The sequence below is a fragment of the Phocaeicola coprocola DSM 17136 genome, assembly GCF_000154845.1.
GTDB classification, from domain to species: domain Bacteria; phylum Bacteroidota; class Bacteroidia; order Bacteroidales; family Bacteroidaceae; genus Phocaeicola; species Phocaeicola coprocola.
Genome location: NZ_DS981468.1, coordinates 17750 through 38726, shown reverse-complemented (window position 1 = coordinate 38726; position 20977 = coordinate 17750). Strand labels below are relative to the sequence as shown.

The following is a 20977-nucleotide window of genomic DNA, read 5'->3' as shown; positions in this document are numbered from 1 at the left end:
GATCCTTCCTATATTCCCAAATCAGGCAAGAAGACACCTTGGATAGGTTACTTCTGGTCTGGTTGTGCAGGAGAATACAAGCGTGGACTGGAAATCATGGGCATCGGTGTCATTGACATCGACAATCATGAATGCATGACTTTAGGTTCCATTCAGACGCCGGATTGTAAGACCTTGGATAATATGGACAAGAGCCTCGTTGACTGGTACAGCAGCTATCTTATCAGTAGAAAAGACAAGCTACAGAGCCTGTCCAGAACGGTGGTTGCAGACGCATTCTTTTCCAAGGAAACATTCATAACACCTATGTGTGAGAACGATTTCCATGTCATCAGCCGCTTTCGGAATGACGTAATCCTGTACTATCCGACATTGGAGCAGAAAACAGGAAAACGTGGTCATCCCAAGTGGTTTGACGGCAGGATTGACTTTGCCAATCTGGATTTGACCCGGTGCAAGGAATACGAGGTGAACAAAGGAAAGCTATACGGATTGAGGGTATATGCAAAAGCTCTCAAAAGGTATGTTTCCTTAGCCGTCTGGTATCCGATGGACGGGAGGACAGACAAGTGGCAGCTTTACTTCTCTACAGACGATTCCATGGATGGACGTGAGGTGCTGGATTATTACAGAACCAGGTTCCAACTGGAATTTTGCTTTAGAGATGGCAAGCAGCATGCAGGAATCACCAACTGCCAGTCAACCGACTTCAGGAAGTTGGATTTTCACTTCAATGCATCGCTCGCAGCTGTCAACTTGGCCAAAGCGGCATGTAAGAGGCTCGGAATAGCCTATTCCATATCCTCTTGCAAGTCATTCATACACAATGCTTATATGCTTGAACGATTTATTTGCGTGTTCGGGATTAACCCAGACATGCAAGTTATTGACAAACTTTTCAAAGAACTCATTTTATTTACTGCCAGAGCCGCTTAGGCTTGGCGAATTTTTAACGAACTATTACGCTGATAAATAGCATAATAAAAAAGCAGGAGTTTTTCGCTTGAAAAAAGCGAAAAACTCCATTATTTTTCAAGAAAATTCGTACGAACTCTTCTAAACATTGTACAAAAAAAATAAAAAATTCAGGATATTTTGTCTAAAAGATGCTGAAGTTTTTATTTCATTTACAAGATACTTCATTATTCCTGAGCCAAACCATATCCATTCGTTATTTTACCTTTAGACATTGTCAAAGTTTCGAATGGCATAGGCCAATAAAATCTAGGAGCAACATTGCCAGCTTTTACGCCCGGTAAAAGATTTGTATCAGTATAATGATCCTTATACTTCACCAAATCTACACCCCAATTAACCTTTTCATATCCCTCTGCAATCAGTGCAGCTGCTTCAGCACTATTAGGATCAATATATTTAAATAACCCTTTAATAGCTAGATTATGCGCTGTTCCTTTCAGCCTCAGTTGCAATTTTGTTATATCTTCTATCGATATATCCTTTGTTAACAGCTTTGGCTACAGCGTACATAAACATAGCAGAAGCCGTAGCTTCCTGATAGTTTCCTTCACGCTCTTCCAAATTTACAATCTGATACCAAAGTCCGTCGTGCTGAAATTCTGGTAAGGTACGAGCCAGCTCGTCTGCAATAACCAGCAGCTTGTCTCGCAACGGATGATTTTCGGGTACAAAATCGAGAACATCAACCAATGCCATATACCACCAGCCTATACTTCTTCCCCAAAAATGATGAGAAAGTCCGGTAACCGGATCACACCACTTCTGTACTTTCTTTTCATCCCACGCATGGAAATACAATCCTGTGACCGGATCACGCATAAATTTCTCAACAATAAGGAACTGCATGATAACATCGTTCAGCAACTCAGGTTTATTGTTAACCTGAGCATATTGTGCCAGATAAGGAGAAGCCATATAAAGTCCGTCGAGCCACATCTGCCACGGATACACCTCTTTATGCCAGAAGCCACCCAACGAATTTCGAGGATGATCCATCATCGCATTGTAAAGTAAATCCATTGCTTTCTTATATTTGGGATTTCCTGTCTGCTCATACACATCGAACAGAATCTTCCCGGCATTAATCATATCGACATTACGTCTCCCGTTTATATAATCATAATTCAAGATGGTACCATCTTCTTTCACCATCTTATCGGCATATTCTTCTACATCAATGTTGTCCTAAACGATTTATAGGTACGATGAATATGAGGTTGTTATAGATAACAACCGCTTCAAAGCTTTTTTTGCCCCCATTTATATCACTCCAGCTGGCTCTGGCGGAGGTGTAAATGGCTCATTCAACCACTTTTCGAGCTCTATTTTCGTGAATGTGTTCAATCTAAGTGATACGACAAGATTGGCGAGCCCCCATTTGTACTTTGCAATGTGCTTTAGCCAGCAGAGTAGCAGCATCGTTGACAAAGCAGTCCATATCTGCGTCTCAACAGCATTGCGTGATGTACCAATGAAACTCTTTATTTTCAACAGCTGCTTGATGTTTCTGAAGAATTTCAATCATCCACCTTGCCTTGTAGAGTTGCGCTATTGTGGAAGCAGTCAGCTTGAAGTTGTTGGTGAGCAATTGTACCACATAGCCATGTTCGTCATTCCAGACAGCTATGCGTCTGAGCGGTCTGGTGTATTTTTTCTTTGTCTGCTCACCTGTCAGCTCAATAATCTCGTCGATGAGTACATTTTGCGCCCTCGTTTCGGGCAATAAACGTTCTTCAATTTGTGAGTAAAGCAGGTTGTCCCTGTGCCTGACAACAAAAAACACATTCCTGCTGTCCCAATAGTCAAGAAGGGAGAAATCGCAATAGCCACGATCTGCAACGACTACAGAATGAGGTGGAACGGGGATATCCAAATCACCCCTGTTGTCACCGCATTTACCTTCGGTAATGTTTACGAATTCAGGAAGAAGGCTGTCATAATCAAGCAATGTATGCATCTTCACCGCCCCCTTTCCTTGTTGTGTAATGTGCCCATTCGTAGAGCGACATGGTCAGCGTGATGGTAGATGAATCCAGCAATTTGATTGGCATCTTGAAACGGTACCTGGTGCGTTGCCATACCGCCTGCTGTCCAAAATGAGCAAGCAGTGCATAGAATATCCGTCGGAACACGCCACTGTCCCTTTTGGCATTCTGATAAGCGACTGTTGATTTAGAGGGAGCGCGACAGATTCCGAGGTGATTCAAATTGCCATTGGCTGAATTCAGTCCATTGGAGATATCACGTACAGAATCGCATCCAGAGAACTGGCAGAACATCATGCTTATGAACTGGCTCCATGTGTCGTAGCCTTTGCTGTGCTTGTCCGTTTTTTCTTCACGAATAATTTTCCTTATACATTCTTTCGGAAGTCTACCGATTGCTTGTGCGAAAAGTGTTATATTTGCCATAGGAAGTAAAAGAGGTGGTGCTCTTTGCTAAGGTAGTTCATTCTACCTTAGCTTTACTTCCTTTTTTTGTTTTTATCGAAAAACGTTTAGGACAACATTGACCTAAAACAAAAAACAAAAAAGAAAACGAAACTATATTAACGTAATTTATATTTTAAGACATAAATAGTACAAAGTATTTTCTTTAAAAAAAATCAAAACCAAATAGTTCTTTCAGAAAAATAATTACCTTTGCAAATAATACGAATTTTAACAATATAATAAGGTATGCTAAGTTCAGTAGAAGAAGGTCTGGAAGATATCCGTCAAGGAAAAATCATTATTGTCATTGACGATGAAAATAGAGAGAACGAAGGAGATTTTATCATTGCAGGAGAAAAAATAACTCCTGAAAAAGTCAATTTTATGATTACGCATGGGAAAGGACTATTATGTGTTCCTATTCCTAAGGCACGATGTGCGGAGCTTAAACTAGCCCCAATGGCAACGGATAACACTTCACTTTTAGGAACACCTTTTACTATGTCTGTAGATTTAAAAGGATACGGATGTACAACTGGAGTTTCTGCATTTGACCGAGCTAAGACTATCCATGCTCTTGTATGCGGCAATATTGCTCCAGAAGAACTCGCACGCCCAGGACACATATTCCCATTATATGGTGCAACAAATGGAGTTTTAGAAAGAGATGGACATACAGAAGCTCTGTTAGACTTGACAAGACTGGCAGGTCTAAAACCTGGAGGAGCACTCATTGAAATTCTAAATGAAGATGGAACAATGGCACGTCTGCCACAACTGGAGAAAATTGCACAAAAATTCCAACTCAAAATTATTTCAATTAAAAGTATTCAGGAATATCGTATCAAGAATAACCTATAACTACGAGTATCATGGCACTAAATCAAAGAAGACTGAAAATATTGAATCTTATCCGAGAAGACGGACATGCAAAAGTACAGGACTTGAGCAAGATATTTAAAGTAACTGATGTCACTATCAGACAGGATTTAGAAGAATTAGAGAAAATGGGATACATAGAAAGAGAGCATGGAGGTGCTCTCTTAAAAGACGTAAGCTCATTTGCCAGAACTGGTCAGTTATTAAACCAGAAAAATATCGAAGAAAAAAGAGAAATTGCTAAGAAAGCAATTAATTTTATAAATGAAGGCGATTGTATCATCCTTGATTCAGGTTCAACAACAACTGAGATAGCCAAACTGCTGGTTTCGTTTAAAAACCTGACAATAATAACTAATGCACTTAATATTGCTCTGATATTAGGTGAGAACCCAAATATCAGTCTGATAGTTACAGGTGGAGAATTTAAAGCTCCCACATTGTCATTAACAGGGGAAATGGCTGCACAACCATTCAATAATTTACATGCCAACAAATTATTCTTAGCTACAGCTGGAATCTCTGCTAAAATGCAACTTACATACCCAAGCTTAAGCGACTTAGTTGTAAAATCGGCTATGATAAAATCATCCGATGAAGTGTTCCTTGTAGCAGATTCTTCGAAAATAGGAAATACATCTTTTGCAAGTTTAGGTAGTATTTCTTTAATAAAGGCATTAATTACAGATAACAAAATATCATACGAAGATATTAAAAAGATAGAAGAACAAAACGTAAAAATTATCTTCTAAAAACAAAATATAAAAAGAAGTTCTTAATAATGGGAACTGGTGTAATTAAATAAAAAGAAGTGGAGCATACAGGACTCGAACCTGCCACCTTTTGACTGCCAGTCAAACGCTCTAGCCAGATGAGCTAATGCCCCTTATTATTTGAAGACAAAGATATAACAAGATTTCGGAAACTAAAATATTTTATGCCCCTTATATTATAAAAAACTATTTTCAGTTAACTATAAAGGCACCACCATGAAAATAAAAATACGTTTGGCGACACTTTCCGATTTAAATAAACTTATGGGTATTTTTGATACCGCGCGACGCTTTATGCAATCTACTGGAAATGCCAACCAGTGGATCAATGGATATCCACAACGTGAATTAATAATGCACGAAATCAACTCAGGGCATTGCTACGTTTGCATAAACGAACAAGAATCTGTCGCAGGAACATTCTGTTTTATCCAAGGACCCGATCCGACATACTCCCGCATAGACGAAGGAGATTGGCTGGATAATGATCCTTATTGGGTTATCCACCGTATTGCTTCAGATGGTAGCTGTCGAGGTATATTCGAAGCATGCATAAACTGGTGTGAGAAACAAACTCCCAATCTTAGAGTTGACACGCATGCGGATAATAAAATAATGCAAAACCTTTTAGAGAAGCATGGTTTCATACGCTGCGGGATAATCTATGTAGCAAACGGAACACCCCGTATTGCCTATCAAAGACACAACACCTCCCACTCCTGATCAAGCTATCTTATAACAGTTTTCTTTCGGCGAACAACTTCCATAATGGTGCAGCCATAAGTGCCTGACGAATCTCATCATTCAGCAGTAATGCACGGACTTCATCTGTAGAAAGTAAATGAATGCTTATATCTTCAGTGGGCTCAAGGTGCTGAGTCGAAATACGTTCAACTCCTTCAGCCAAAAAACAATGGCAAACATTATTCATTGTACTAGTATTGGCAGAGAGTATCATAAAATGCTTCCATTCACCTCCTGCGTACCCCGTTTCTTCATATAACTCCCTTTTTGCTGATTCCAAAGGTTCTTCTCCCTTCTCACACACGCCAGCGCAAATTTCATATCCGGTCCATTGAAGCCCATGCCGGTACTGACGTTCCATTAAAAACTTACCTTCTGCCGTAATGGCAATCACATTCACCCAATCAGGATATTCCAATACATAATACTCATCATTTTCTACTCCGTTAGGCAATCGGACACAATCACGACGTGCCGTCAACCACGGACGTTGAATGAGATATTCGCTATGGAGAACTTCCCATTTTCTATCATTATTTTCCATACTATTTCATTTCTAAATGCAAAACTGGATATGGCTTCCCTGCTGCATCAAATGCATCACGAGAAACAATCTTAAAACCCTTATGTTGATAAAATCTAGAAGCTATTGTATTTTGCTCGTTTACATCAATTTTATAAATACCTTTTTCTTTTATGGCAAAATCAATTAACCGACTTCCCAATCCCTTCCCTTGTTCTTGTGGAGCAACAAAAAGCATCTCAATCATCTCATTACTTAACCCCATAAAAGCCGTTATTCTCCTTTCCCGATTACGAAAACAATATAAATCTACTCCCGGAAGATAAATTATCCGAACTAAAGGTTTATAATACTGTATATCCTCTTCGGAAAGAAAATGATGTGTACTTCGGACAGCTTCCTCCCAAACACATAGCAATTCGTCATAATCTGTCTCAGAAGGCTGACATATCAAGGGTTTCCTCATTAGAAAATTTGACATCTTTACTCCATTTACCACCACAGTCTGTTCCCGTTCTATAGAAAATCCCTGAGATAAGAAGAAAGGTAATGCAGTAATGCTAACATCCGAATAGATATCAGAAGCCTGAAAACGCATTACCCAATCCTCCAAGGCATGAAGCATGAAGGAAGCAATGCCTTTCTTCTGATATCTGGGGCGCACAAACATACTATGCAGATATCCGTCAGGATTAATCGATGCAAAACCTGCCAATTCACCTGAAGTTTGATTAACTGCTGCTATAAAATGTAAATCTCCCGATAGAAGTTGCTGCCAACGTGCAGGAGTTGCACGTGCTATCCATGCATCTATTTGAACAGCTGAATAATCCTTAGCACAAGTTTCACGCACGGATTCTTCAAATATGCCAAACAGCTTTTCTGCGGTAACTGAAGTTATAAGAATATAATCGGTCATAATTGTAATTCAATTTACTTCTACAAATGCAAAAATAAAAGCTTTTTAAAATAGAAACGCTATTGCCACAAAATCCTTAAATCCGCAACTCCATTCCCGAAGTGCTACCTACATAAAGAGAAATGGACTTTTGATTCGTAAGATAACCATTAAGTCCTCGCGTCCGTTTCAATGCGCATACCATCCCCTTACCCCATAAAGCGACTTGAGGCAATACGCAATCAGTGGCCATCAAGTGATGTAAATCATCCGGAAGAAGTTTTGAAGGCTTCTGCATATGCATGGTTGTCGGTGTAGATATTCAGCACACATTGCCTTGCGGTCTTAATCCACTTGGCAGGTACTGAAATGAATTTGAAGACAAACGTCTTGATACGGCTGGTTTCCTTGAGCCCGAACTTCTTCACTTCAATCCTTTGCATGATGGCCTTGTAGAAATTGCGTATCAGTGCCGTCAGGAGCAGGAACACGGTATTTTCCGCCATGAAGGATTTAGGCAGTCTGTCCCATCCAAACCCATTGTTCATGTCATCAAAGACGCGTTCCTTGCCACCGCGCATGTTATAGAACTCCACGATGTCCCTCATGGATGATTCGTAATCGTTGGTCAGGATGCAGCGGTATGTATATTCCCCCTCCCACAGGTCCGGTCCACTGCCCATGCGTCTCTGTCTCTGGATTACCAGGCGATACGGTTTGCCCTTCCACTTCTCAACGAGAATGGAGTTCAACTCAAACACGATGCCGTTTATCTCTTCCTTCTTCCACCCTCTGAGCGCGAAGATGTCATCATAGAGCGAGCAGCAGCGGTTGGCGCGTATGTAGAATGTCCTGCAATGCTTCCTGACCTCATCCACAATGTCTTCAGAGCATGAGCCGCAGTCGGCCCTGAAGCGTTTGACTGTCAGCTTCTTCTCTTCAAGTCTCTCCAAAATCCTCTTTAGCGTGTCCTTCTGGTGAAAGCGTACATTGGTGTTGCCGTCGCTGTTCTCTATGCCGACAATCATGTCGCCGATAACGGCCACACCGGACCTGTAACCAAGAAATTTCTTGTACGTGGGCTTTGCATCGTACTTCTCCGCCTCAATGAACTGGTGGTCAAAGTCAACGTCATACTCCCCGCCCTCTTTCAACTGCCCTGTGGACAACAGGCAATTCAGGAGCAATGTGTTGAGTGTGTCTGCCGTATTGAAATCATAGGACTTTCCGGCATCAGACGTGTATGAGATGTTTTCCCGGGTCAGTTCGTTTATTGCCCTAAGGATGGTGTCGGCGCTACAGGTGCGGAGTGTGGGGTGAAGGGAAAGATGACTCATTAAGTGGGCGGTGACATCCTCAACGCAAGAACCGCCGCAGAAGTAAACGCATAGGAGGGAGCGGATGATTTCGCTGTATTGATAACCATAGAGTTTGCATCTCAACCCAAGTGTTGAGTCAATTGTAGAGGAGAGAAGGGAGGTAAATTGCTCCATGATTGGAAATATGCCTCCAAAAGGAGTGAGTCTTTCGGATTTTATTGCTACCTTTGCCATGCCTGTTGCGGTTTTCTTTGTCTTTGGATTCGCAACACTAAGGTAAGTGAAAACGCTGACATGGCAAAAACCTGGGCAACAAAATGTTGCTCAGGAACTTATAAAAATAATTATCAATTATGTTGCGGAATTAAGGAAAATATCTTATCTTTGTATCCAACATTTATCATATACCAATTATGCGTTTTTTAATATTATTCCTTTTCATATTATCTACCTCTCTGATACAGGCACAAGAAGTTTTATTAGAATCAAAAATCAAAAAATCGATTGAAAACGTCCCTGCACAGGTTGGAGTAGCAATAATCATTAACGGGAAAGATACCATAACTGTAAATAATGAGTGTCATTATCCATTGATGAGTGTCATGAAATATCCTCAAGCTTTAGCTGTACTCCATTATCTGCACCAACATAACCAACCGCTTTCCACCAAGATATTTATACCTAAAGAAGCACTGCTTGATGATACTTACAGCCCTTTACGCGATAAATATCCGGGAGGAAACATTTACATGCCCATAGATCAGTTATTAGATTATACCATTCAAAAGAGTGATAATAATGCTTGCGATATATTATTCAATTATACCGGCGGCGTATTGTATACGGATTCCTATATACGTTCTTTGGGGATTAATAATTTTTCCATATCAAAGACAGAAGATGACATGCATAAGGATTTGGCAGCTTGTTATGAGAACTGGAGTACCCCTTTGGAAATAGCTTCCCTAACCGATATGTTATTTTCAAAAGAATTATTTCCAACCGAATATCAAAACTTCCTCAAAGAAACAATGCTTAATTGTCAAACCGGTACTAACAGGTTACCAGCTCCTTTGTTGGATACTACAGCACGAATAGGTCACAAAACAGGAACTTCCGACCGGAACGTGCAGGGAGAATTAATTGGTATCAATGATGTTGGTTTTATTCTTCTTCCAGACGGAAAACGCTACACAATAGCAGTATTGGTCAAAGATTCAAAAGAAAGTATGGCTGATACTGAAAAAATCATAGCAAAAATTTCGGAAATTGTATATCACCATCTAGCTTCAGAAAAGAACATCTCCAACAAATAAACTTAATTCACATACAAAAGTAAAATCAACACCTACCACTTTTAGCCAATTCAGCACGAATACGGCTCAACGATTGTGGGGTTATATATAAATATGAAGCTATATATTTTAATGGGACATGACGGAGAAGCTCCGGGTTATCTTCAAGTAATGCCAAATAACGTTCCCTAGCCTGGGAAGCCCCACCATTAATAAGCCATGTTTCTACATTAAGAAATTCACGCTCAAAAAGTTTTCTTCCTAAATTGGCAAAATCAACTGATGAAGCAAACAACTTTTCCAATTTCTGCTTTGGCATACAATACAATGCAGCTTCACTCATTGCCTCAATAGTTATTCTCGAAACAGCATTATCGACATATCCCCATGTAGAAAATAAAGCTTCTCCTTCAGAAGCAAACCAGACAGATACCTCCTGCCCATCACGTAAATAATGCCCTCGCCAAATACCACGAGCAATTATATAGAAAGACGTGTCACGTTCTCCCTCACGTACCAGACAATCACCTTTACGATAAGTCTTATATTCCATACCCTCAATCAATTGTCTTCCTTCAGCATAAGGAAAATAATATTTTGCACAAAATCTTTCTATAAATGAATCCATATCTTTTATATTTTCTTTGTACAAATGTAACAATCCTCACTAATTTCTCCGATTCTCCAACCAATAAATCACCAAAACCAATAAGAAAGTCAATAACTCCGACATCGGAACAGCCAGCCAAATTCCCCAGGATCCCCAAATAATCGGCAGAATCCAGAAACACAAAAGGATTAAAACAAAACCACGTAACAATGTTATGATCATCGCCGGACAATCACGTTCTAGGCTCTGAAAATACCCAATAGAAACAATATTTATTCCAAAGAATACAAATCCCGAAGCAAATAAGGGCAAACCTTTCACTGCTATATTATATGCCGGATAAGAACTATCAAGAAACATGCCAACAATCTGATGAGAAAAGATCCATGTAAGCAAAAAAACACCAGCTCCGCACAATATCGCAGTAGTCAGTGCCAAACGAAACGTTTCACGAACACGAGCTGTGCATTTTGCTCCATAATTATAGCTCAATATAGGTTGTGCAGACTGGGCAATGGCATTATAAACCATAAAAACAATAGGGAAAAAATAACACGCAATACTATATGCAGCTACACCATCTTCTCCTAAATAACGGATAAAAACATAATTTCCAACAAACATCATAGTCGCAATAGCTGTTTCACATAAAAAAGAAGAAAACCCCAAGCGACACATATATCCTACATTTCTTATGGTAAGATACAAACTCTTTTTACTCAATTTTACTCGACATACATGCAGTATCCTTTCAGGATGAAACAAATAAGCCAAGATCATAACAGCACCAACTATATAGCCCAAACTAGTAGCAAGAGCGGCACCAAACATTCCCCATTTAAGAATAAAGATAAACACATAATCCAGCACAATATTTATTATAGCAGGAATGATATTACACACCATTGCATAATTAGGTGCCCCATCCAAACGGACAAAAAACATACCAGAACAGAGTAAAGCACTAAAGACCAAAAAAGGAACAAACCAGTACATATACTCCACAGCCAAAGGCAATAAACGTTCAGAACTTCCCAACCAGACAGCAACTCGCTCTACATTCGAAACGATTCCTATTGCATAAATCAATAATAAAACAGATGATACAATAATCGCCTGAGTCACATTAATACGTGCAACCTTTGCTTTTCCTTGTGATAAATGGACAGAAGCAACAACTGAAGCACCTATTCCAAACATTAAAGCAACTCCTGTATTAATCAGAAACAAGGGAGCCGTAATATTAACAGCAGCCAGCGCATCACTTCCGATACCTTTACCTACAAATATACCATCTGTTATAATAAATATCGCATTAAATATCATTCCTAATACAGTAGGAATAAGAAGTTTCCGAAAAAGCTTCGGTATATTCATCGTTTTAAAATCAATGCTATCTCTCATATATTATTTTATATTTGAATCCGGATGCAAAAGTACGACAATGGCATGACAGAAAGATTAACATATGGTAATTTCTCACACCTTATTCCAGCTTTTGAATGGAAAATTGTAACTTTGCAAAAGTTTACGAATATAAGACTTATGCAAACGAGCGAAAAGAAATGTTATGAACTTCCGGAGTCATTAGCAAAAAATCTCGGAATTCAACTTATCTCCGTTGAAGAAGGTTATGTAAAAGCAACAATGCCTGTCGACGAACGCACTTCACGCCCATGTGAGCCTGTAGACATTTTAAATGGAGGAGCCTCTCTTGCATTAGCAGAAACTGTTGCAGGATACGGTTCAATCCCTTTATGTGAACCTGGACAAATGCCTTGCGGCATACAGATAAGTGCTAACCATGTACACATGGTTCCAATAGGTACTTACGTCGAAGCTGTGGGAAAACTTGTACACAGAGGACGTACTTCACACGTATGGAATGTCGATATAACCACTCCTGAAGGTAAATTAGTTTCTACTGCACGCATTGTTAATTTAATAGTAAAAAAACGATTATGAATCTTCCCGGAACAACAATTCACAAGCTGATAGATAATCTTACACGTAGTCCTTTCAGTTTTGCTCTATATCGTCTGCCTTGGACAGATGAGCCAATATTGGTTTTACAGGAAGAAGAAGATGTAGAAGTACTAAACAGCCCGGCAGCTTTAAACGGTAAAAGAGGATTTGTCATGACTCCTTTTCATCAAACAGAAGAGTATCCGGCAGTCCTTATACGCCCGGATAAAGTTGCACACGAATGGGAAAATATCAGTCAGTCTCTCGAAGCATTTGCCTCATCAATATCATTTGAATTTTCCTCATCCTTCAATTCAAAAGAAAAAAGAAGTACTAATGCTCAGGAAGCAAAAGAAAAATATGAACAGGTTTTCTCCCGTTTCATTTCATCACTAGAAGATAATACTTTCAAAAAGTTAGTCCTGTCACGCAATTATACTCAAGCATTAGAAGGAGATTTTTCTCCTCTTACGGCATTTATACGTGCATGTAATAACTATCCACGTATGATGATTTCTTTATGTCACACTCCACAGACTGGAACCTGGATAGGGAGTACTCCTGAAATTATTTTAAGCGGACAAGATACAGAATGGCATACAGTAGCTCTTGCAGGCACTATGCCTATGCAAGGTGAAATAATGCCTACGGAATGGAGTGAAAAGAATCAGAACGAACAGGCATTTGTCAGTGAATACATCCGGCAAACTGTAAAACGCTTCGGAAACAAATTAAAAGAAAAAGGTCCTTATACGGCACGAGCCGGACAATTAGTACATTTAAAAACTGATTTTCATTTTGAACTAAAAGATACAGCTCATTTAGGTGACATTTTACAGGAGCTTCACCCCACTCCAGCAGTATGCGGCCTTCCCAAAGAAGAAGCATACCACTTCATTTTGAACAACGAAGGATATAACCGAGCTTATTATACAGGAATTATCGGATGGCTAGATCCTCAAGGTGAAACAACACTTTATGTCAATCTACGCTGTATGAATATTACTGATAAAACCGCAACATTCTATGCCGGAGGCGGAATACTTCCCTCCTCTACCGTTGAAACAGAATGGGAAGAGACACAGCAGAAAATGAATACCATGAGGAATATTTTATAAAAATAAAGCTATGTATACTGATAAAAAAAGCATATTACAACTAGCCTCTTTGCTTCGATCATTTGGAATAAAGCGCATCGTTTTGTGTCCAGGAAGTAGAAACATTCCAATAGTTCAAACGTTTGCCAATATACCAGACTTTACATGTTATCCGATGACAGACGAACGAAGTGCTGGTTTCTTTGCACTTGGACTCGCCTTGCATGGGGGAACTCCTGTTGCTGTGTGTTGTACATCAGGTACAGCATTATTAAATTTACACCCAGCTGTAGCAGAAGCCTTTTACCAGCAAGTTCCATTAGTAATAGTTTCAGCAGATCGCCCAGCAGCCTGGATTGGACAAATGGATGGGCAGACATTACCACAACCGGGAGTATTCGGTACATTAGTAAAAAAATCGGTAAATTTACCCGAAGTAACAAACGAAGAAAGTGAATGGTTCTGCAACCGACTTATCAATGAAGCCCTGCTGGAACTCAACCATCACGGTAAGGGGCCAGTACATATCAACGTTCCGATCAGTGAGCCGTTCTTTTTACTTCCTGAAAAAGAGTTACCTAGTGCACGAGTAATTACACGTTACCAGGGACTAAATATTTATGATAAAGATTACCAACCGCTCATTGAACGATTAAACAAATACCAGCGACGCATGATCGTGGTCGGACAAATGAATCTGATTTATCTGTTCGACAAAAAATATACCAAAATGCTGTACAAGCATTTCGCATGGTTCACCGAAAATATAAGTAATCGTACCATCCCCGGAATGCCTATACGAAATATGGAGCCTCTACTTTGCTCGATGAACAATGAAGAACAAGAAAAAATGCGTCCTGAATTACTCATCACATACGGAGGACATATTATCTCAAAACGCTTAAAAAAATTTCTGCGTAAGCATCCCCCGATGGAGCATTGGCATGTATCTGTTGATGGAGAAGTCGTCGATTTGTTTGGTTCACTGAGCACTATCATAGAAATGGATCCTTTCGAATTTTTGGAGAAGATAGCCCCAATGTTAGATAGCCGTACACCAGAGTACCCAAAGATTTGGGAAACACGGTCAAAAGCTATCCCACAGGCTAGTTTTGCATATTCGGAAATGAGTGCCATTGGTGAAGTCATCCGACATCTTCCTGTTCCATGTTCTTTACATCTGGCCAATAGCTCCGTAGTACGCTATGCACAACTGTTCGATTTGCCTGAAGAAGTGGAAATTTTGTCCAACAGAGGTACTAATGGTATAGAAGGATCACTGTCTACCGCACTAGGATATGCAACAGCTTCTGATAAACTGAACTTTATCTTCATAGGCGATTTAAGCTTCTTCTATGATATGAATGCCCTTTGGAATTCTAATTATGGCACAAACATACGTATTCTGCTTCTAAACAATGCAGGAGGAGAAATTTTTCATGCACTTCCAGGCTTGGAATTACATGAAAATGCACGACGCTTTGTCACCGCTACCCATACAACATCTGCACGTGCATGGGCAGAAGACAGAGGATTCGAATATCTTTCAGCACATAATGGAAATGAACTACATACTGCCATAAATGCATTTACCCAACCTGATGTAACTACCCATCCGATTCTTCTGGAAGTATTTACAGACAAAGCATTAGATATCGAATTACTCAAAGAATATTACCATAACCTAAAACAAAAATAAATCCACTATGTCACAAAAGAGAGAATGGAAAACGATAAAAGAGTATCAAGATATTCTTTTTGAATTTTATAACGGAATTGCCAAAATTACAATTAACCGTCCACGTTACCGCAATGCATTTACTCCGACAACTACATCCGAAATAAGTGATGCGCTATATTATTGCCGTGAGTGTCAAGATATAAACGTCATTGTTCTGACTGGAGCTGGAGATAAAGCATTCTGTTCTGGCGGAGATATGCATGTGAAAGGTCATGGAGGATATATCGGTACAGATGGAGTTCCTCGACTGAATGTGCTAGATGTGCAAAAACAAATTCGTTCCATACCTAAGCCGGTAATTGCTATGGTAAATGGTTACGCCATTGGAGGAGGACATGTCCTGCACGTAGTCTGCGATTTGACAATAGCTTCCGAAAATGCTATATTCGGACAGACAGGACCAAGAGTAGGTAGTTTTGATGCAGGGTTCGGCTCTTCTTATCTGGCACGTATCGTCGGTCAAAAGAAAGCTAGAGAAATCTGGTTCCTCTGCCGTCAGTATTCAGCACAAGAAGCTCTTGAAATGGGATTAGTAAACAAGGTAGTTCCATTCGATTCATTGGAGGATGAAGTAGTAGAATGGGCGGAAACCATGATGCAACATAGCCCTCTTGCTCTACGTATGATTAAGGCCGGACTGAATGCAGAATTAGATGGACAAGCCGGCATACAAGAACTTGCCGGAGATGCCACTATGCTTTATTATATGACAGAAGAGGCACAAGAAGGAGGACGAGCATTTTTGGAAAAACGCAAACCAGACTGGAGCAAATTCCCTAAAATGCCATAAACAATATCGAAAAAACTTTCTGCACATATCGTCAGAAAGTTTTTTCTTTCTAAGTACCTTTTTAAATCAGATCAAGATCAAACGCCTATGTATACAATAAAAATCATCCCCAAAACATTACACTTCAAGCAGCCTGCCGGAACATCTAGAGGAGTTTATCATACACGTAAAGTATGGTATGTACTACTCACTGATACCCAAACAGGAAAATATGGCGTAGGAGAATGTGCACCACTTCCAGCATTAAGTTGTGACGACTTACCAGACTATAGTGAAGTTCTGGCTTATCACTGCCATCAGACAGAGTTAAATGGCTATCTTGATTACGAAGCCCTTCGCCCTTATCCATCTATGCTGTTTGGATTAGAGACTGCATTTGCTCACCTGAAAGCTGGCAATTTACAGTTTTGGGACACTCCTTTTTCAAAGGGAGAAAAAGGAATACCCATCAATGGACTCATATGGATGGGAAATTTCGATGAAATGTATTCCCGCATAGAAGAAAAAATGAAATTAGGCTTCAGATGTATTAAAGTCAAAATCGGCGCAATCGATTTCAATAAAGAACTTGAACTACTGGAGCATATAAGACAGCATTTCTCTCCCGAGCAGATAGAACTACGTGTGGATGCCAATGGGGCGTTCTCTCCCGCTGATGCCCCTTTCAAATTGGAAAGCTTACATGCATTCCACATACACTCCATCGAACAACCTATTCGTGCAGGTCAATGGAAAGAAATGGCGACACTATGCCAACAATCTCCTTTTCCAATAGCTCTGGACGAAGAACTTATAGGCATAAACACTATTGCACGCAAAATAGAATTACTCGAAACAATCCGACCACAATATATCATATTAAAACCCTCTCTTCATGGAGGAATACAGGGGGCTACTGAATGGATAAAACTAGCCAAGGAACGGGGAATTGGTTCATGGGTTACTTCAGCACTTGAATCTAACATCGGACTAAATGCCATCGCACAATGGTGTGCAACATTAAGTCCGGATATACCTCAAGGATTAGGAACTGGTATGCTTTTCACTGATAATATCGATTATCCGCTTCATATACAAGGAGATTGCTTATGGTTTCATCCAGAAGAAAAAGAACCAGACTTCAACAAATTCCTATTATGACATTGCCCATGACAACATTTATCACTCAAAGAGCTCAACAAACTATTACCATTAATGGTGAACGTTATACCGCTTCGGAAGCAAAGATTTCTGCTTCTGACGGAAAAAGCCTTCTACAGAAAAAATTCTATGACCTATATGGAAAGGATAGTTTCTATTCTTCCCTTGCTGATTTTCTGGCAGAATGGTTTGACGACAGCAACACGCTAAAAGTTCATACATCTGGTTCAACAGGACAGCCTAAAGAACTTTGGGTAGAGAAAAGAAAAATGATGAATAGTGCCATACTAACAATTTCTTTCCTCAAACTACATCAAGGCGATAGTGCTATGCTCTGCATGCCTTTACAATACATAGCAGGGAAAATGGTTGTGGTACGTTCACTCGTAGCGGGATTAAATCTCATTCCCATTCCTCCATGCGGTCATCCGATGCAAAACATAGAAACTCCTCCGGTATTTTCTGCCATGATTCCTATGCAAGTATTCAATTCGCTACAAGTTCCGTCTGAACGAAAGTTACTCATGCAGATACAACATCTTATTATTGGTGGAGGAGCTATAGATGATGCACTTGGAAAAGCTCTGCAAGAGTTTCCTCATGCAGTATGGAGCACATACGGAATGACAGAAACACTTTCACACATTGCCCTACGCCGACTGAATGGAAGTGACTATTCAGATTGGTACACTCCATTTGATAATGTCAGCCTCAGCTTATCAGAAGAAAATACGTTGATAATTCATGCACCTTCAGTATGTTCAGAACTTTTGAGAACCAATGATATTGCAGAATTTAATCAACACGGACAATTTCGTATTTTAGGAAGAAAAGATAACACAATCAATACAGGAGGAGTTAAAGTACAAATCGAGCAAGTAGAAAAAGAACTCAAGTCCTTACTCAATTGTCCATTTATGATAACCTCAGTACCTGATCCTAAATTTGGAGAGCGGATAGTTTTATTAATAGAAGCGGTTCATATAAACCACGAACAAATAAACGAATCCATAAAAAAACTTCCTCCTTATTGGCGTCCAAAGCAAATCATACGAATAGATACACTCCCGCTAACTGATACAGGTAAGCCTAGTAGAGCTGTTGCACGACAAATAGCCTCAAATTATATAGATAAAACATAGGAGAAGAATATTTAAATGGTTACCTTTGCTTAAAAAGAAATACCCTAACAACTAATATTTATGGAAGACACTTCATTTTTGGCACCACTGTTATTAACTATTGGTGGACTTGTTATCGGAGCTTTACTAAAGTCATTATTACGGCACACACGTATTCCATATACAGTAGGACTATTTGCCGTCGGACTGTTAGTAGGTTTATTAAATCGTTATGGAATTTTTAATTTTTGGAGTGATCTGTCAGAAGGTGTAAACTCTGTAGCCAATATCAATCCTGATTTAATACTCTACTTATTTCTCCCCATTTTAATCTTTGATGCAGCTTATGAACTCAACCTGCATATATTCAAAAAGACATTAGCAAATGCAACTCTACTTGCCGTCCCGGGGCTGATCATTTGTATGCTTCTTACCGGTACACTATTAATAGGAATCGCCCATATTGTTCCTGGATTTGAATCGTGGACATGGGGACTTGCGCTTATGTTCGGAGCTTTAATTAGTGCTACCGACCCGGTTGCAGTCGTTGCTTTACTTCATGAATTAAAGACCAGTAAACGATTCTCTACACTTGTTGACGCAGAATCACTTCTAAATGATGGCACAGGTATCGTATGTTTCATGCTGTTTTTCGGAACTTATGCAGCAACGGGAGGAAGTTCCTCCTCACCAGTAATGGAATTTATACAAGTAGTAAGTATTAGTACACTATTGGGATTCCTACTGGCACGCCTTGTTATTTGGTTTATTACCCGAATCAACTCAGAAGAAATGATCCAAAACAGTGCTGTGATCCTCTCAGCTTATCTCACCTTTATTGTTTCTCAATATTATTTGGGAGTTTCAGGAGTCATAGCCCTGCTGGTTTTTGGATTAACTGTCACTTACGTAGGTAAGCCAAGATTAAAACCCCAAGTTAATAATTTCATGGAACATTTCTGGGAGCTCCTTACCTATATCGCAAACACACTGATTTTTATTTTGGTAGGAATCGTAATTGCCCAGAAAGTCAATTTTACATGGGGAGCACTAGGAATTCTAATACTGATTTACATTTGCCTCAACTTATTCCGCTTCGCCATGATAATGTTACTATATCCACTTATGAAAAGAATGGGATATGGATTAAGTAAACGTGAGTCCGTTATATTGACATGGGGAGGATTACGTGGAGCATTAGGTATGACACTGGCTTTAATGGTATCTTATACCCCTGCTATACCTGAAGATGTACGCAGCCAAGTATTATTTTTCACAGCCGGAATAGTCACATTAACACTTTGCGTAAATGCTACTACGACACGATGGTTGCTGAATAAATTAGGATTAATCAATATACCCTCGGCACGCATTATATTAGAAAATAAAATCCAGCAAACCATTCGTGAAAATTCAGAAAAATATCTGGAACGTTTAGAAAAGCGTGATGCTTTGGAGGGTACCAATTGGGAAAAAGTCAGACACTATATTTTTCCAAAGCCGCAGGAAGTTACTCATACAGCAGAAACTCATGCCATGCTTACAGAAGTTCGCTTACGTGTACTAGATAGAGAAAAGGCTCTCTGCCATCAACTCTATGATGAAGGCATTATATCGCAAAGTACTTTCCGCAGATTAATGAACTCATTAGACGAACTATACGATCATGACGGAACATATCCATTAGACAATCGCCTTTCAGTATTTCGTTTCTGCAACCGGACTGCTTTACTGAACAGTTTAAGAAAAGAGCCCTACCTACACAACCTGATGAGCTTCTATTTCCGTAAACGCATCGCACTAATTTACGATTTGGGAAGAGGATTTATCATTCTACAGAAAGAAGATTTGAAATTCTTGGAAATTAAAGAACTCTGATTTACTCAATGAACAATCGATTGTAAACACGCTAAAAGAAGAAATAAACCAGAACATAAAAGCTATGAGTGAACTTATAGACAGTTTAGCTATAAACTTCCCCAGAGCTTACAAACATGCCTTAACGTTAAAATCGATTCGCATGTTATTAAGTAACGAGCGCAGAACAATCAAGCAAATGGAATCAAATGGTGTCATTTCAGAGAAAGATGCTGAAGGATTATTGGAAAAAGTAGACGAACGAACAGACGAGCTGAATACTTTCAGATATACCATACCTGGAACTATCTTACGGAGGCTGTTCAGAAAGTCTTCAAAAGAATTATAATATCAGAACCAAATGAAAACAGTCAGGCTTATCACTTGCGACAGCTCGTTTCAAGCAAGGCTTATTTTAGGAGCTTTAGAAAACGAAGGTATTGCTGGCATATTACATAATGAAAATAGCTCAAACATACTAAAAGGCTATATCAATAATATTGGCGTAGATATTTTTGTGTATGAAGATGAATACGAAAAAGCTCTGAAAGTACTTGAACAAAATGAGATAATAGCAAAACAAATGAAATATTGTCCATATTGCCACTCCGACAATATTGAATATGCCCTGAAAAAAGAGAAAAAAATACGTGCACTCTTTGCGACATTTTTATCTCTGCTTACAGCAACTCCCCTTAAAACAGAACATTGGGAATATACTTGTAAGCAATGTGGAAAACATTTTGAAAATCCAGTTGCATAAAAATGAATGCTTCCTGATGATTTTTATAAAAGCCATCAAGAAGCATTTATTC

General features: G+C 39.4%; 21 protein-coding genes, 1 tRNA gene and 1 pseudogene. 14 read left to right on the top strand and 9 right to left on the bottom strand.

Annotation, left to right across the window (positions count from 1 at the left end; translation table 11 throughout):
* On the top strand, window positions 1-936 hold a 936-nt coding region (locus BACCOP_RS08210; RefSeq protein WP_007568152.1), incomplete at its 5' end, for a transposase.
* Between the two features lie 206 nt (window positions 937-1142).
* On the opposite strand, the gene BACCOP_RS08205 is transcribed toward BACCOP_RS08210, so the two are convergent.
* From BACCOP_RS08205 to BACCOP_RS08195, 3 genes and pseudogenes are all read right to left on the bottom strand, one after another.
* A complete protein-coding gene (locus BACCOP_RS08205) occupies window positions 1143-1430 on the bottom strand; it encodes a hypothetical protein (RefSeq protein ID WP_007568151.1) in 288 nt (95 codons plus the stop codon).
* Entirely contained in the window at window positions 1399-2130 is a 732-nt protein-coding gene (locus BACCOP_RS08200; protein ID WP_007568150.1) for a glycoside hydrolase family 88/105 protein, read from the bottom strand. The genes BACCOP_RS08205 and BACCOP_RS08200 overlap by 32 nt, the downstream gene beginning before the upstream one ends.
* 108 nt (window positions 2131-2238) lie before the next feature.
* Window positions 2239-3389 (bottom strand): annotated as a pseudogene (locus BACCOP_RS08195) (IS4 family transposase).
* Between the two features lie 267 nt (window positions 3390-3656).
* Between BACCOP_RS08195 and ribB the strand changes: the two are divergent.
* A complete protein-coding gene (gene ribB / locus BACCOP_RS08190; RefSeq protein WP_007568146.1) occupies window positions 3657-4271 on the top strand; it encodes a 3,4-dihydroxy-2-butanone-4-phosphate synthase in 615 nt (204 codons plus the stop codon).
* Between the two features lie 11 nt (window positions 4272-4282).
* On the top strand, window positions 4283-5041 hold the full coding sequence (locus BACCOP_RS08185; RefSeq protein ID WP_007568145.1) for a DeoR/GlpR family DNA-binding transcription regulator: 759 nt from the start codon (window positions 4283-4285) through the stop codon (window positions 5039-5041).
* Between the two features lie 60 nt (window positions 5042-5101).
* On the opposite strand, the gene BACCOP_RS08180 is transcribed toward BACCOP_RS08185, so the two are convergent.
* Window positions 5102-5175: transfer RNA gene (locus BACCOP_RS08180), tRNA-Ala, on the bottom strand.
* A gap of 103 nt (window positions 5176-5278) precedes the next feature.
* Here BACCOP_RS08180 and BACCOP_RS08175 point away from each other — a divergent pair.
* Window positions 5279-5785, top strand: a complete 507-nt coding sequence (locus BACCOP_RS08175; RefSeq protein WP_007568144.1) for a GNAT family N-acetyltransferase — start codon at window positions 5279-5281, stop codon at window positions 5783-5785.
* Between the two features lie 10 nt (window positions 5786-5795).
* Here BACCOP_RS08175 and BACCOP_RS08170 read toward each other — a convergent pair whose 3' ends face one another.
* From BACCOP_RS08170 to BACCOP_RS08160, 3 genes are all read right to left on the bottom strand, one after another.
* Window positions 5796-6350 (bottom strand): NUDIX hydrolase, encoded by a 555-nt coding sequence (locus BACCOP_RS08170; RefSeq protein WP_007568143.1) that lies wholly within the window; start codon window positions 6348-6350, stop codon window positions 5796-5798.
* Window position 6351: 1 nt separating this feature from the next.
* On the bottom strand, window positions 6352-7248 hold the full coding sequence (locus BACCOP_RS19730) for a GNAT family N-acetyltransferase (RefSeq protein WP_007568141.1): 897 nt from the start codon (window positions 7246-7248) through the stop codon (window positions 6352-6354).
* Between the two features lie 245 nt (window positions 7249-7493).
* A complete protein-coding gene (locus BACCOP_RS08160; protein ID WP_007567149.1) occupies window positions 7494-8780 on the bottom strand; it encodes an IS1380-like element IS615 family transposase in 1287 nt (428 codons plus the stop codon).
* A gap of 179 nt (window positions 8781-8959) precedes the next feature.
* Between BACCOP_RS08160 and bla the strand changes: the two genes are divergently transcribed.
* Window positions 8960-9862, top strand: a complete 903-nt coding sequence (gene bla, locus BACCOP_RS08155) for a class A beta-lactamase, subclass A2 (RefSeq protein WP_007568139.1) — start codon at window positions 8960-8962, stop codon at window positions 9860-9862.
* A gap of 25 nt (window positions 9863-9887) precedes the next feature.
* Here the strand turns inward: bla and BACCOP_RS08150 are convergent, their stop codons facing one another.
* Together BACCOP_RS08150 and BACCOP_RS08145 are read right to left on the bottom strand one after the other, a co-directional pair.
* The gene (locus BACCOP_RS08150; RefSeq protein ID WP_007568138.1) at window positions 9888-10469 is read right to left on the bottom strand and encodes a Crp/Fnr family transcriptional regulator; all 582 of its coding nucleotides are present in this window, start codon (window positions 10467-10469) and stop codon (window positions 9888-9890) included.
* Window positions 10470-10508: 39 nt separating this feature from the next.
* Window positions 10509-11855 carry an MATE family efflux transporter gene (locus tag BACCOP_RS08145; RefSeq protein WP_007568136.1) on the bottom strand — a complete coding sequence of 449 codons (1347 nt, stop codon included), beginning with the start codon at window positions 11853-11855 and terminating at the stop codon, window positions 10509-10511.
* 141 nt (window positions 11856-11996) lie between these two features.
* On the opposite strand from BACCOP_RS08145, the gene BACCOP_RS08140 reads away from it, so the two are divergent.
* From BACCOP_RS08140 to BACCOP_RS08105, 9 genes are all read left to right on the top strand, one after another.
* A complete protein-coding gene (locus tag BACCOP_RS08140) occupies window positions 11997-12416 on the top strand; it encodes a PaaI family thioesterase (RefSeq protein ID WP_022126342.1) in 420 nt (139 codons plus the stop codon).
* Entirely contained in the window at window positions 12413-13534 is a 1122-nt protein-coding gene (locus tag BACCOP_RS08135; protein WP_007568132.1) for an isochorismate synthase, read from the top strand. Before BACCOP_RS08140 ends, BACCOP_RS08135 begins: the two co-directional genes overlap by 4 nt.
* Before the next feature lie 10 nt (window positions 13535-13544).
* Window positions 13545-15212 carry a 2-succinyl-5-enolpyruvyl-6-hydroxy-3-cyclohexene-1-carboxylic-acid synthase gene (gene menD, locus BACCOP_RS08130; RefSeq protein WP_007568130.1) on the top strand — a complete coding sequence of 556 codons (1668 nt, stop codon included), beginning with the start codon at window positions 13545-13547 and terminating at the stop codon, window positions 15210-15212.
* Between the two features lie 7 nt (window positions 15213-15219).
* A complete protein-coding gene (gene menB, locus BACCOP_RS08125; protein ID WP_007568128.1) occupies window positions 15220-16044 on the top strand; it encodes a 1,4-dihydroxy-2-naphthoyl-CoA synthase in 825 nt (274 codons plus the stop codon).
* Window positions 16045-16131: 87 nt separating this feature from the next.
* Window positions 16132-17184, top strand: a complete 1053-nt coding sequence (menC, locus tag BACCOP_RS08120; protein ID WP_007568126.1) for an o-succinylbenzoate synthase — start codon at window positions 16132-16134, stop codon at window positions 17182-17184.
* Between the two features lie 8 nt (window positions 17185-17192).
* The gene (locus tag BACCOP_RS08115) at window positions 17193-18326 is read left to right on the top strand and encodes an AMP-binding protein (RefSeq protein ID WP_040311951.1); all 1134 of its coding nucleotides are present in this window, start codon (window positions 17193-17195) and stop codon (window positions 18324-18326) included.
* 60 nt (window positions 18327-18386) lie between these two features.
* Entirely contained in the window at window positions 18387-20183 is a 1797-nt protein-coding gene (locus tag BACCOP_RS08110; RefSeq protein ID WP_007568122.1) for a cation:proton antiporter, read from the top strand.
* A gap of 142 nt (window positions 20184-20325) precedes the next feature.
* Window positions 20326-20511, top strand: coding sequence for a hypothetical protein (locus tag BACCOP_RS21535; protein ID WP_397434044.1), 186 nt, complete (start codon window positions 20326-20328; stop codon window positions 20509-20511).
* Between the two features lie 12 nt (window positions 20512-20523).
* Window positions 20524-20925, top strand: a complete 402-nt coding sequence (locus tag BACCOP_RS08105; protein ID WP_007568118.1) for a putative signal transducing protein — start codon at window positions 20524-20526, stop codon at window positions 20923-20925.
* Window positions 20926-20977: the final 52 nt, after the last annotated feature.